The 13,111-nt window shown below is 61.8% G+C and carries 12 protein-coding genes; 6 read left to right on the top strand and 6 right to left on the bottom strand.

What is annotated here, in order from left to right:
- Positions 1 to 65: 65 nt before the first annotated feature.
- From ACX3YD_RS26115 to ACX3YD_RS26105, 3 genes are read right to left on the bottom strand one after another with little or no spacing between them, the layout of a single operon-like run.
- A complete protein-coding gene (locus tag ACX3YD_RS26115; protein ID WP_458961405.1) occupies positions 66 to 1,382 on the bottom strand; it encodes a sensor histidine kinase in 1,317 nt (438 codons plus the stop codon).
- Positions 1,379 to 2,047 (bottom strand): response regulator transcription factor, encoded by a 669-nt coding sequence (locus ACX3YD_RS26110; protein WP_103406771.1) that lies wholly within the window; start codon positions 2,045 to 2,047, stop codon positions 1,379 to 1,381. The genes ACX3YD_RS26115 and ACX3YD_RS26110 overlap by 4 nt, the downstream gene beginning before the upstream one ends.
- A gap of 3 nt (positions 2,048 to 2,050) precedes the next feature.
- A complete protein-coding gene (locus ACX3YD_RS26105) occupies positions 2,051 to 2,371 on the bottom strand; it encodes a PepSY domain-containing protein (protein WP_103406772.1) in 321 nt (106 codons plus the stop codon).
- Positions 2,372 to 2,767: 396 nt separating this feature from the next.
- On the opposite strand from ACX3YD_RS26105, the gene ACX3YD_RS26100 reads away from it, so the two are divergent.
- The 4 genes from ACX3YD_RS26100 (at position 2,768) to codA (ending at position 6,678) form a co-directional block, all read left to right on the top strand.
- Positions 2,768 to 3,847 carry a patatin-like phospholipase domain-containing protein gene (locus ACX3YD_RS26100; protein WP_458961404.1) on the top strand — a complete coding sequence of 360 codons (1,080 nt, stop codon included), beginning with the start codon at positions 2,768 to 2,770 and terminating at the stop codon, positions 3,845 to 3,847.
- Between the two features lie 75 nt (positions 3,848 to 3,922).
- Positions 3,923 to 4,279: a 6-carboxytetrahydropterin synthase QueD gene (gene queD, locus ACX3YD_RS26095; protein WP_047527439.1), complete on the top strand. Its 357-nt coding sequence runs from the start codon at positions 3,923 to 3,925 to the stop codon at positions 4,277 to 4,279.
- A 133-nt stretch (positions 4,280 to 4,412) separates the two neighbouring features.
- Positions 4,413 to 5,243: an alpha/beta fold hydrolase gene (locus tag ACX3YD_RS26090; RefSeq protein WP_458961403.1), complete on the top strand. Its 831-nt coding sequence runs from the start codon at positions 4,413 to 4,415 to the stop codon at positions 5,241 to 5,243.
- 187 nt (positions 5,244 to 5,430) lie between these two features.
- Positions 5,431 to 6,678, top strand: a complete 1,248-nt coding sequence (gene codA / locus ACX3YD_RS26085) for a cytosine deaminase (protein ID WP_103406775.1) — start codon at positions 5,431 to 5,433, stop codon at positions 6,676 to 6,678.
- Between the two features lie 48 nt (positions 6,679 to 6,726).
- On the opposite strand, the gene ACX3YD_RS26080 is transcribed toward codA, so the two are convergent.
- Entirely contained in the window at positions 6,727 to 7,719 is a 993-nt protein-coding gene (locus tag ACX3YD_RS26080) for a diaminopimelate epimerase (RefSeq protein WP_458961402.1), read from the bottom strand.
- A 171-nt stretch (positions 7,720 to 7,890) separates the two neighbouring features.
- Between ACX3YD_RS26080 and ACX3YD_RS26075 the strand changes: the two genes are divergently transcribed.
- Both ACX3YD_RS26075 and tynA read left to right on the top strand, forming a co-directional pair.
- On the top strand, positions 7,891 to 9,042 hold the full coding sequence (locus ACX3YD_RS26075; RefSeq protein WP_103406777.1) for an MFS transporter: 1,152 nt from the start codon (positions 7,891 to 7,893) through the stop codon (positions 9,040 to 9,042).
- Between the two features lie 233 nt (positions 9,043 to 9,275).
- Positions 9,276 to 11,564 (top strand): primary-amine oxidase, encoded by a 2,289-nt coding sequence (tynA, locus tag ACX3YD_RS26070; protein WP_458961401.1) that lies wholly within the window; start codon positions 9,276 to 9,278, stop codon positions 11,562 to 11,564.
- A 112-nt stretch (positions 11,565 to 11,676) separates the two neighbouring features.
- Here the strand turns inward: tynA and ACX3YD_RS26065 are convergent, their stop codons facing one another.
- Together ACX3YD_RS26065 and ACX3YD_RS26060 are read right to left on the bottom strand one after the other, a co-directional pair.
- A complete protein-coding gene (locus ACX3YD_RS26065; RefSeq protein WP_458961400.1) occupies positions 11,677 to 11,985 on the bottom strand; it encodes a cupredoxin domain-containing protein in 309 nt (102 codons plus the stop codon).
- Positions 11,986 to 11,999: 14 nt separating this feature from the next.
- The gene (locus tag ACX3YD_RS26060; RefSeq protein ID WP_458961399.1) at positions 12,000 to 12,968 is read right to left on the bottom strand and encodes a metallophosphoesterase family protein; all 969 of its coding nucleotides are present in this window, start codon (positions 12,966 to 12,968) and stop codon (positions 12,000 to 12,002) included.
- Between the last annotated feature and the right edge of the window lie 143 nt (positions 12,969 to 13,111).

The raw sequence follows: 13,111 nt of genomic DNA, 5'->3' as shown, positions 1-13,111 counted from the left end.
AGTTGCCACCTCGGTGACTGACACGCCATCGCGAGCAGGCCCGCCCACAGAGTCCCCGTCTGGTTTCAGAGGCGCTTGGGCAATTCGATCAGCACTTTCAACCCGCCCCACTCGCTCTCCTGCAGCTGCAATACCCCGCCCCACGCCTCGACGATGTCGCGGACAATCCCCAAACCCAGGCCATGCCCGTCAGTCTGCTCATCCAGCCGAGTACCGCGGCTGAACACCTGCTTGCGGCGATCTTCGGGGATCCCCGGCCCGTCGTCTTCCACACTCAGTTCAAAGCCTTCAACGGTTTCGAGCACGCTCAGTCGCACGTCGGCATCCGCCCACTTGCAAGCGTTGTCCAGCAGGTTGCCGAGCAATTCCAGCAAGTCCTCACGATCCCACGGCAACTGCAGGCCCTCGGGGGCGTGAGCGCTCAGCGTCAGGTGCTCACCATGGATCATGTTCAAGGTCGCCAGCAATCCCGGCAGTTCGGCATCGCAATCAAACAATGCTCCCGGCAGTGCATCGCCGGCGAGACGGGCACGGTTGAGTTCGCGATTGAGCCGTTGCTGCACCTGCTCCAGTTGCGCCTTGAGGGTTTTGCGCAGCTGCGGATGCGCGTCCAGCTGTGCACTTGAGGCCAGGCTCAGCAGTACGGCCAACGGGGTTTTCAAGGCGTGGCCGAGGTTGCCCAGGGCATTGCGCGAACGCTTGAGGCTGTCTTCGGTGTGGGCCAGCAGATGGTTGATCTGCGCCACCAGCGGCTCCAGTTCCACCGGAACCTGATCATCGAGTTGCGAGCGTTGGCCCTGCTGCAACTGAGCGATCTGCTCGCGGGCCTTTTCCAACGGGCGCAAGGCGCGCCGTACGGTGATTCGTTGCAGCAGCAGAATCAGCAACAATCCCGCCAGCCCGAGCCCCAACCCCACCTGCTGCATGCGCCGGAAGCTCTCGCGCACCGGGGTGTAGTCCTGCGCCACGCTGATGGAGATCGACTGGCCCAGGCGGCGATAGTCCGAGCGCAGCACCAGCAACTGCTGCCCTTCGGGTCCCAATTGCAAGTCGCTGTCCAGGCCGGGATGTTCTAGACGTGGCAGTTCCTGGTCCCACAACGAACGGGAACGCCAATGGCTGTCAGCAAAATCGATGCGGAAATAATGCCCGGAAAAGGGTCGTTGATAGGCCGGTGCCAGGTGCCTTTCGTCCAGCTGCAAACCTTGCGGACCACGCACCAGCGCCACCAACAGGTTTTCACTGTCGTTGCGCAGCCCGGCTTCGAGGTAGCGCTGCAACCCCATTTCAAACAGCCACAGGCTGGTCTGCGCCAGCACCAGGCCGACAATCACCATCACGCTGATCAAGCCCAGACTCAAGCGGCGCTGGATCGACCTCACCGGGTTTGCCCACCGAACAGATAACCCTGGCCGCGACGAGTCTCGATCACGCTGCGCCCGAGCTTGCGCCGCAGGTGATTGACGTGGACTTCCAGCACGTTGGAGTCGCGTTCGGTCTCGCCGTCGTAGAGGTGTTCGGCGAGGTGGCTTTTGGAAAGGATCTGTTCCGGGTGCAGCATGAAATAACGCAGCAAGCGGAATTCGGCGGCGGTCAGTTGAATCTCGGCACCGTCGCGGGTCACGCACTGACGCCCCTCATCCAGCTGCAGGCCCGCAGCCTTGAGGGTTGGCTGATTGACCTGGCCGTGGGAACGGCGCAGCAACGCCTGGACTCGCAAGTGCAATTCTTCGGGATGAAAGGGTTTGGTCAGGTAATCGTCGGCGCCGGCCTTGAGGCCTTCGATGCGCTCGGCCCAGGAGTCGCGGGCGGTGAGGATCAGCACCGGCGTGGGCAAACCCTCGGCACGCCAGCGGGCCAACACTTCGAGCCCTGACAACCCCGGAAGGCCGAGGTCGAGGATGATCAGGTCGTAAGGCTCAGTGCTGCCCTGATGGACCGCATCGCGACCGTCGGCCAGCCAGTCCACCGCGTACCCTTGGCGATTGAGGCCGGCCATCAGTTCGTCGGCCAGGGGCACATGGTCTTCCACCAGGAGCAAACGCATCGATCAATCTTCCTTGTCTTTGAGTAACCGGCCCGTGGCAGCGTCGATATCGAGCTCTCGAACCACGCCTGCCGCCGTCAGCAACTCGACTTCATAAATGTAGACATCGTGTTTCTCTTCCAGCTCGGCTTCCAGCAGTCTGGCCCCGGGATAACGGTCCAGCGCCTGCTGCAACACTTGCTCGAGCGGCAGGATGATCCCTTGCTGGCGCAAGCGCAGGGCTTCGTCCTGGTCCAGATCGCGAGCCATGACCACCGAGCAGAAAGCCAGCAACACCAGCGCCAGAATGCCCGCGCGCCGATGTAAAAAAGAAAGCAGCGTCATTTCGAATCCTGATGATCCTTGAGTCACTGGCCGCCGCCCGCGTTTAATTCCAGATCCCGGTCGATGCCACGGCGTTGAGCTTCTCGAAAGGCACAATGGTACCAGCGTCGTGCAACCTCAAGGCGTTGTCCGGCTCCTGGGTGTTGCACACGGGTTCCACCTTAGCGACCTGAACTTAATTGAAACTGAATGGCCATCATTGGGTTGCAGTGGCAAGCAGACACGGGTGCAAACCCTGTGGGAACGAGCCCGCTCGCGATGGAGGATAACGATGGCGTGGGCTGTCTGAATGCTCGCGTTGTCCTCGCGCTTTTCGCGAGCAGGCTCGCTCCTACAGGATTAGCGCCGTGATGGAACCTGCTTATACTTCCACGCTTGCCCGACATCGAGACCGGTATGACCGCCATCCACATCAAGTTCCCTTCCCTGACGCTCAAGGCCGGCCCCCGTGCCTTTGCGCGCGTCCGTGAAAACGGCCTGAACGCCGTTGATGTCGGCACGCTACCGGGTGCCGCCGGTGGCCCGAAGGCGCTGGGAATCCAGGGGCTGGACCTGGCGTTGTTCGGCGAATGGCTGCCGGCGGCGCCGCGGGAGCGCTCGCTGATCGGAGCATCAGTCGGGTCCTGGCGCTTCGCCAGCGCCTGCCTGCCGGATGCCGCCGAAGGCATCCGCCGCCTCGGCCATCTCTACACCGAGCAGAATTTCGCCAAAGGCGTGACCATGGCGCAGATCAGCCAGAGCTCGCGGCGCATGCTCGATGACCTGCTAGACGGCCGCGACGCCGCCCTGCTCGACAACGCCCATTACCGCTTGAACATCATGCTGGTCAAAAGCCACGGCCTGCTCGCGGACGATCATCGCGGCCGCCTGGGCCTGGGCCTGTCGTCGGTGATCGCCGACAACCTGCGCGGCCGGGCGCGCCTGTCGCGGCACTTCGAACGCGTGATCATCCACGATCCGCGCCTGGCTCCGCCGGTCAACACGCTGAACGATTTCCCGTCGCGCTTCGTCACGCTGAACGCCGGCAATCTGCGCCAGGCCCTGCTCGCCTCGGGGTCGATTCCGATGGTGATGGAAGGCGTGCGCGACCTGCCAGGTGCAGGCGCCGGGACCTTCCGCGATGGCGGCCTGCTGGACTACCACCTCGACCTGCCCTACAGCGGCGACGACATCGTGCTCTACCCGCATTTCACCGATCGGGTGATTCCGGGCTGGTTCGACAAGACCCTGCCATGGCGCCGCGCCTGCCCTGCGCGCCTGCAAAATGTGCTGTTGCTGGCACCGTCCAGGGAATACCTGTCGCGTTTGCCCTACGGCAAACTGCCGGATCGTAATGACTTCAAACGCTTCATGGGCGACGCCCCGAGCCGGCAGAAATACTGGCGCGCGGCGATGGATGAAAGCCGTCGCCTGGGTGATGAATTCCTTGAACTGGCCGCCAACGGTCGCCTCGGCGAGCGCTTGCTGACCCTTTAGTCAGGACAAGCTGTTAAACTCGCCGCCTGCCCCTATCGCCACGGCGATCGCCACCTGAACAGAGCTGAAAACACTGTGGAAATCTTCAAAGAATTTACCTTCGAATCCGCCCACCGCCTGCCCCACGTCCCGGACGGCCACAAGTGCGGCCGCCTGCACGGCCATTCGTTCAAAGTGGCGATTCACCTGAGTGGCGACATTGATCCGCACACCGGCTGGATTCGTGATTTTTCGGAGATCAAGGCGATCTTCAAGCCGCTGTATGAGCGTCTGGACCACAACTATCTGAACGACATTCCTGGCCTGGAAAACCCGACCAGCGAAGTGTTGGCCAAATTCATCTGGGCCGAACTCAAGCCATTGCTGCCGGAACTCAGTGCGATTCGTATCCACGAGACCTGCACCAGCGGTTGCATCTATCGCGGCGAGTAAACCAGCCCCCCGTAGGAGCAGGCTCGCTCCTACGGGGGAAATGCGTTTCGTCAGTGATACAAAAAACAGCCTTCAACGGCTGTTTTTTTATGCCTATGCTTTTTGGCGTTCACACGCCAAGAGGACACGCCCAATGACAGACTGGCCACTGGCTCAGAGCTACCGCTTCAATGGTCACTCCGTTCGCTACGCGGTAAGGGGCGACGGCCCGCCGTTGGTGTTCGTGCATGGCACGCCTTTCTCTTCTTATGTCTGGCACCGGATTGCACCGCACTTCATCACCTCGCACCGGGTGCATTACTTCGATCTGTTGGGCTATGGGCAATCCGAGAAGGTCGACGGCGATGTGTCGCTGGGTGTGCAAAATCAACTCTTGGCGCAGCTGCTGGAGCATTGGGGGCTGGATCGTCCCGATGTGGTGGCCCATGATTTTGGCGGCGCGACCGCCCTGCGCGCCCACCTGTTGAACGGCAAGGAGTACCGCAGCCTGACACTGATCGACCCGGTGGCGCTGACGCCCTGGGGTTCGCCGTTCGTGCAGCATGTTCGCCAGCATGAGGCCGCGTTCAGCGGGCTGCCCGACTACATTCAGCGCGCCATCGTACCGACCTATATTCGCGGGGCGATCAAGCGCGATATCCCTGATGACGAGCTCGACCCTTACGTGCAACCGTGGGTGGGCGACCCCGGGCAAGCGGCGTTTTATCGGCAGATCGCCCAGATGGACGAGCGCTACACCCGCGAGGCCGAGGGCTTGTACCCGACGATCCGCTGCCCGGTGCAGATTCTCTGGGGTGAAGACGATCAATGGATCCCCATCGAACGCGGGCGCGCCCTGCAACAGATGATTCCGGGAGCGCAATTTCACGCCATTCCCAACGCCGGTCATCTGGTCCAGGAAGATGCACCCGAAGCCATTGTCGCCGCACTGATGCGCTTTTTGCCGCAGCCCCCGTCTTCCTGAAGGAATGGCCCTTGCGGGAGCGAGCTTGCCAGCAATGATGGCATCAACCACGCCACGCAATTGACTGATCCAGCGCAATCGCAAGCACGCTCGCCCGACATTTGCACAGGCAAGATCAATGACGCTGGCAGGGATTGCCCTCGTCGCGCTAACGTAGAGTCATTGCCTATCGAAAAGGACGCTCCTGATGCACATCATCAACGCCCGGCTGCGTCACCAGGAAGGCCTGCATGAGTTGCACCTGGAAAACGGTCTGATCAGCCACATCGCCCGACAAACCGAGGCCCCAACCCTGGGCCCCGACGATCTGGATGCCGGTGGCAACCTGGTGGTACCGCCCTTCGTCGAGCCGCACATTCACCTCGATGCAACCCTGACCGCCGGCGAGCCCCGCTGGAACATGAGCGGCACATTGTTCGAGGGCATCGAGTGCTGGGGCGAGCGCAAGGCGACCATTACCCAGGAAGACACCAAGACCCGCGCCAAGAAAACCATCCAGACCCTCGCCGCCCATGGCATCCAGCATGTACGCACCCACGTCGATGTCACCGACCCGCAACTGACCGCCCTGAAGGCCATGCTCGAAGTGCGCGAGGAAAGCCGTGATCTGATCGACCTGCAAATCGTCGCATTCCCCCAGGAGGGCATCGAGTCGTACCGCAACGGCCGGGACCTGATGGAAGAAGCGATCCACATGGGCGCCGACGTGGTCGGCGGCATTCCGCATTTCGAATACACCCGCGATCAAGGCGTGAGTTCGGTGAAGTTCCTCATGGACCTGGCCGAGCGCACCGGTTGCCTGGTGGATGTGCATTGCGACGAAACCGACGACCCGCACTCGCGCTTTCTCGAGGTGCTGGCTGAAGAAGCCCGCAGCCGCGACATGGGCTCGCGCGTGACCGCCAGCCACACCACGGCCATGGGCTCCTACGACAATGCCTACTGCGCCAAACTGTTCCGCCTGCTCGGGCATTCCGGGATCAGTTTTGTCTCCTGCCCCACCGAAAGCATTCATCTGCAAGGGCGCTTCGATAACTTCCCGAAACGCCGTGGCGTGACCCGGGTCAACGAATTGCTCGAAGCCGGCATGAACGTGTGTTTCGGCCAGGACTCGATCGTCGACCCCTGGTATCCGCTGGGCAACGGCAACATCCTGCGGGTGCTCGAAGCCGGCCTGCACATCTGCCACATGCTCGGTTACCGCAACCTGCAAAGCGCGCTGGACCTGGTGACCGATAACAGCGCCAAGGCCATGGCCCTGGGTAATCGTTACGGGTTGGAGCCCGGGCGGCCGGCGAACTTGCTGATTTTGTCGGCGGAGAGCGATTACGAGGTGATCCGCAGCCAGGGCCTGCCGCTTTATTCGGTTCGCAGGGGTAAGGTGTTGATGAAGCGGACGATGCCGGTGGTTGAGTTCGGTGATGGCTTGGGCTGAATTCGGGTCGACACCATCGCCGGCTTGCCGGCGATGGCTGTCTCGGGATCAGTCAATTAACTGTGCCGTCCCAAACAGGCTCACCCGACTCAACGCGCCCTGTTCTTCCTCCAGCAGAATCGGCGCCGTCCCACCCGGCATCGTCACCTTCACCTCCCCCGCATCGACCCAACCAACCCGCCATGCCGCACACGCCACCGCACTGGCACTGGTGCCCGAGGACGCCGTCGGCCCCTCCCCGCGCTCGAACACCCGCGCGGCGATGTGGCCGGGTGACAGCCGCATCGCCCATTGCAGATTGATCCCCGCCGGGCAAGGTTTCCCTGCGCCGGTCGGCATGGCGTAGGCGATCCGCGTCAGCCCTTCGCCCAACGCCGGCTCGCGCATCTGCTCATTGCCCGGTAAGGCATCGGCACTGTCGACCAGGGTCACGCAGTGCGGGTTGCCGAGCCGCACGAACTGGCTGCGCGACCAGGCGCCATTGAGTGCTGACAGTTGTTGAATGTGGCTGAGTTCGTGCCCGTTCAACAGCACCGTGTCAACGCCTGTCGCGCTGACCGCCGCCGGCCCGAACCCAGGTTGGCCCAAGTCAAGCCAGAAACCCCGGACACCCTCGACTTGCGCGGCTTTCACGGACGTCTGGCCCGGTGAAGGCGTGTCGGATTTGTCGTGGTGGACCCTGAGCACGCAAGGGTCATCGCTGGGTAAAAACCCCTGGTCGCTGAGCGCCTGGGAGAAAATCGTCAGCCCGTTGCCACTGCGCTCGGCCAGTGTGCCGTCGGTGTTGACGATCAGCAGATCAAACGGCGGCGACGACTGGAACGGGCCGACCAACAGACCATCGCTGCAATGGTCTTTGCTACCAGGTGGTTGCGTACCCGGGGCCCAGCCACAGTACGCCGCAATGGCCGCCAACGCCCAGACCTCGCGGGTTTGCGCGGCGTGGCCGGCCTGATCGGGTACGGCGATACCCTGTTGGCGCAGCGCCTCGGGCGCCACAACGATATAGATATTGCCCCGTGCATCGTACATCCGCGCCATGGCGCCCTCCCTGCTGGAATGATTGGACTGCCTCAACATATCGCGAAACACACTCTGGCTGTGCAAGGATGTCAGCCTGTTTGAGCGCAAGCCTGGCGGACACTGATCGAACCCTTGCAGGCGGATCACTGTCCCTTGGAATCGCGACGTTTTTTTTGGCCAAGGATCGATATGACCAACCTCAACACCCAGACCTCATTCGTGCCGGGGCGACTGGAACAAATGTCCACGCGCATCGCCTTCTTCATCGCCGGGTTCGGCATCGCCGCGTGGGCGCCACTGGTGCCGTATGCCAAGGCCCGGGCCGGGCTGGATGAAGGCACCCTCGGTCTGTTGCTCCTGTGTCTGGGCGTGGGTTCGATTCTGGCGATGCCCATGGCCGGACTGCTCGCCTCGCGTTTTGGCTGTCGCAAAGTGGCCACCGGCGGCACCTTGCTGATCTGTCTGGCGCTGCCACTGCTGGCAACGGTGTCATCGATTCCGGCCCTGATCGCGGCGTTGTTCATCTTCGGTGCCGGCCTCGGCACGGTGGATTCCACGGTAAACCTGCAAGCAGTGATCGTCGAACGGGCCAGCGGCAAGAACATGATGTCGGGTTTTCATGGCCTGTTCAGCCTCGGCGGGATCGTCGGCGCAGCCGGCGTCAGCGGGCTGCTCGGTCTCGGGATTTCACCGCTGGGCGCGACGTTGGTGGTGATCGTGATTCTGCTGATCGCCCTGGCCAAAGCCGCGCCGCATCTGCTGCCCTATGGCAGCGACAGCTCGGGACCGGCGTTTGCCGTTCCCCACGGCATCGTGCTGTTCATCGGCGCGATGTGTTTCATCGTATTTCTCGCCGAAGGCGCAGCCCTCGACTGGAGCGCGGTGTTCCTGGCCCAGGAGCGTGGAATCGACAAGGCCTATGCCGGATTGGGTTACGCGGCGTTTGCCCTGACCATGACGGCGGGACGATTGACCGGTGATTCGATCGTGCGTCGCCTTGGCGCCACGCGGGTCATTGTGTTCGGTGGACTAACGGCGGCGGCCGGTCTGTTTCTGGCCACATTCGCGCCCGGCTGGGAGTCGGCACTGCTGGGGTATGCGTTGCTGGGCGCAGGCTGTTCGAACATTGTGCCGGTGCTGTACACCGCAGTGGGCAAGCAGACGGTCATGCCGCAAAGCATCGCCGTACCGGCCATCACCACCCTCGGTTATGCCGGCATTCTCGCGGGGCCTGCAGTGATCGGCTTCATCGCCCATGGCAGCAGTTTGAGCTTTGCCTTTGGCTTGATGGCGCTGCTGCTGGTGGCGGTGGCCATTGGCGGGAAGGTGTTGAAGGCCTGAAAAGCATCGCTGGCAAGCCCGCTACGGTTGATCCATGTGGTTCATAAACGCTTCCCGTTAACCAGCGGCGGCGCGATGGCAAAGCGCTATATCCGCTTGCCAAGCCCTCGCCAGTCGGGAAAGCTGATGGCGGCACAGAACCAAAGGATTTTGGCAGGCATCCAAAAGCAGCCATCGCCGGGCTGTAGCAAAGTACAGGTGCGCTGTCACCGGCTTTTTCGAAGGAACCCAGAATGTTCACCTCCCTTGCGTTGCGAAACAGAAAACCGCTTGCCCGGCTCGCCCTGGCGATCACCCTGGGCACCCTTGGCCTGCCTTACTGGGCGGACAATGCCCAGGCCCACGGCGGTCACGCCGAAATGGTGCCGCTGCAGGCGGGCCTCGAGGAATTCGGCGCCACGGTCAAATGGGACGACTATTCCAACCTGTTCACCATTGCCAAGGATGGGGTCTACCTCAAGGTCAAGCCGAACAGCAAAGTGGCCATGCTCAACGGCAAGCCCATGGCGCTGACGGTGCCGGTCGTGTTCAAGGGCAAGACCGCCTTCATGTCCAAGGACTTCATCAACCAGGTATTCCAGTCCGGCCTGGACAAGACCTTTGTCGTCGAAACCCGCCCTAACCCGCTCAACCCCCTGAGCGCGGACGAAATCACCGCGGCGGTGGACATCGTCAAGAAGTCCGAGCATTACCAACCCGGTTTTCGCTTCACCGAAGTCTCGGTCAAGGAGCCGCCGAAAGATCAGGTGTGGAACTTCGTCTACACCGGGCAGAAGGTCGATCAGCCACGCCAGGCCAATATCGTGGTGCTGGACGGCAAGCACGTGATCGAAGCGCTGGTCGATCTCGACAGCAAGGAACTGAAGTCCTGGAAACCGATTGAAGGCGCCCATGGCATGGTGCTGCTGGACGATTTCGCCACGGTGCAATCGGCCGTCGAGACCAGCCCGGAGTACGCACAAGCCCTGGCCAAGCGCGGCATCAACGATGTGAAAAAGGTCGTCGCGACACCGTTGACCGTCGGCTACTTCGACGGCAAGGACGGCCTGGCCCAGGACAAGCGCCTGCTGAAGATCGTCAGCTACCTCAATACCGATGACGGCAACTATTGGGCGCATCCGATCGAAGGCCTGGTGGCGATTGTCGATCTGGAGCAGAAGAAACTCATCAAGATCGAAGACGAAGCGCTTATCCCGGTGCCGATGAAGCCGACGCCGTATGACGGGCGTGGGCGCAAGGGTACGTCGGTCAAGCCGCTGGAGATCATCGAGCCCGAGGGCAAGAACTACACCATCACCGGCAACAGCATTCACTGGCAGAACTGGGATTTCCATGTTCGCCTCGACTCGCGGGTCGGCCCGATCCTGTCCACCGTCACCTATGACGACAAGGGCAAGAAACGCAAAATCATGTACGAGGGCTCGCTGGGCGGCATGATCGTGCCGTATGGCGATCCGGATGTCGGCTGGTACTTCAAGGCCTACCTGGACTCGGGCGACTACGGCATGGGCACCCTGACCTCGCCGATCGCCCGGGGCAAAGACGCCCCGGAAAACGCCGTGCTGCTGGACGCCACCATCGCCGACTACACCGGCGCCCCGACGGCGATCCCGCGCGCCATGGCGGTGTTCGAACGCTACGCCGGCCCCGAGTACAAACACCAGGAAATGGGCCAGCCCAACCTCAGTACCGAACGCCGGGAACTGGTGGTGCGCTGGATCAGCACCGTCGGCAACTATGACTACATCTTCGACTGGGTCTTCCAGCAGAACGGCACCATCGGCATCGACGCCGGCGCCACCGGCATCGAAGCGGTCAAGGGTGTGAAATCCAAGACCATGCACGAGGACACCGCCAAGGAAGACACCCGTTACGGCACCCTGCTCGATCACAACATCGTCGGCACCACCCACCAGCACATCTACAACTTCCGCCTCGACATGGACGTGGACGGTGAAAGCAACTCGCTGGTGGAGGTGAATCCGGTCATTGCCCCGAACGACCGTGGCGGACCGCGCACCAGCACCATGCAGACCGAAACCAAAGTGGTCAGCACCGAGCAACAGGCGGCGCAGAAATTCGACCCGTCGACCGTTCGCCTGCTGACCAACTTCAGCAAGGAAAACAAGGTCGGCAACCCGGTGTCCTATCAGTTGATTCCCTATGCCGGCGGCACGCACCCGGTGGCCAAGGGCGCCAACTTCGGCAAGGACGAATGGCTGTATCACCGCCTGAGCTTCATGGACAAGCAACTGTGGGTGACGCAATACAACCCGGAGGAGAAATACCCGGAAGGCAAGTACCCGAATCGCTCGGACAAAGACTCGGGACTGGGGCAGTTCACCCAGGACAACCACTCCATCGAAAACACCGACGATGTCGTGTGGCTGACCACCGGCACCACCCACATCGCCCGCGCCGAAGAGTGGCCGATCATGCCGACCGAATGGGTGCACGTGCTGCTCAAGCCGTGGAACTTCTTCGATGAAACGCCGACGCTGAACCTCAACGCACCGAAATAACGTACATCCCCCTGTAGGAGCGAGCCTGCTCGCGATGGTGTGTCAGGCGACACCTATGTTGCTGATACTCCATCGCGAGCAAGCTCGCTCCTACAGGGTTACTTCGGTCCGTTCATTGGCTGACCACAATCTTCCCCAGCATCTGCGGATGCAGTGCACAGAAATACTCATACTCCCCCGGTGTATTGAACACCCAGGAATAGCTGTCACCGGTATCCAGCGCCCCGGAGCGAAACAGCTTGTGGGTTTCCGCCACCGTGTGCGGAATCTCGTCGTCGTTCACCCAGGTCACTTTGGTGCCCACCGCCACGTTCAAATCCCTGGGCCCGAACATGAACGCCTTGATATCGACTTTCACCTCCTGAGCCCACACCGGCATCGACAGCAGCAGGCAGATAACGGCCAGCAATCGCGCGTTCATTCCCATTCCCTCCGCTAAACCAGTGTCGAATCGATCAGTGCCAAGGGGTGCTCACCCTGGGTCGCTCGTACATCGGTGATCCCCAGGTAATTGCGCAATTGATCCGCCGCCACCGTCATCGGTCCCGGAGCCGGCGCCGTGCCCGGCGCCGGTTGTGGATAGGCGGTGCCGCGCGCGGTGTGGAAGGTGATGTTGCCCTCGACCTTCTGGATGACCTGATGGATGTGCCCGTTCAGCACCGTCACCGATCCGTACTTGCGCAGCATGGCAATCGCCTGATCGCCATCCTCGGTGCCCCAGCCCCACGGCTGATAAATGGTCCACAACGGAATATGGGTGAACACGACGATCGGTGTGCTGCTGCTCACCGCACGCAAGTCGTCGGCCAGCCAGGCCAGTTGATCGGCGCCGAGGGTCGCTTCATGGCCAGCCTGGAAGTTGAAGACGTTCACCAGGGCAATGAAATGCACGCCGTGGTCGTCGAAGCTGTACCACCCATTGCCTTTGGTGCCCTTGCCGTAACGCTCCAGATAGAGCTGGCCGCCGCCCTCGTCGAGGGTGTCGTGTTCGCCCGGCACATAGTGCACGGTGGACGGCAGGGCCTTGAGCAATTGTGCGGCGGTGTCGAACTCTGCGGGTTTGGACAGGTGGGTAATATCGCCGGTATGCAGGATCAGCGATGGCCGTTTGGGCAGCGCGATGACCTTGTCGATCGCCACTTGCAAGGTCTTCACCGGATTGGGATTGGCCTCTTTATTGAAACCGATGTGCGAGTCGCTGATCTGCACGAAATGGAAGGTGCTGGCCAGCGCCTTGGGGTCGGAAACATTCCCCGTGTCATCCAGAGCGAAGGCCCGGGGAATGCCGCCGCTCAAGGCCCAGATGACCCCGGCCCCGGCCCACGCCGAGCACTTGAGCAGTGTCCGGCGGTCGGGGTTCAACGGGGCGTCGGTGCGCAGTGGATGTTTTGCTTGAATGTCCATCGGTATTCCCTCGCTGGAGAACTACAGTGATGTAGCTGACACGAGGTAAAACCTTGCAGGACGGGTCTTTATTCCCGGTCGAAAAAATAAATTTTCCCGGGAATAAAAGACCCTGCACCGCAGTTATAGGGGTGGGACAGTGC

The organism is Pseudomonas fluorescens group sp. PF-1 (assembly GCF_054481335.1).
Note: the sequence above shows the minus strand (reverse complement) of the source record. Positions and strands in the feature narration are given on the sequence as shown.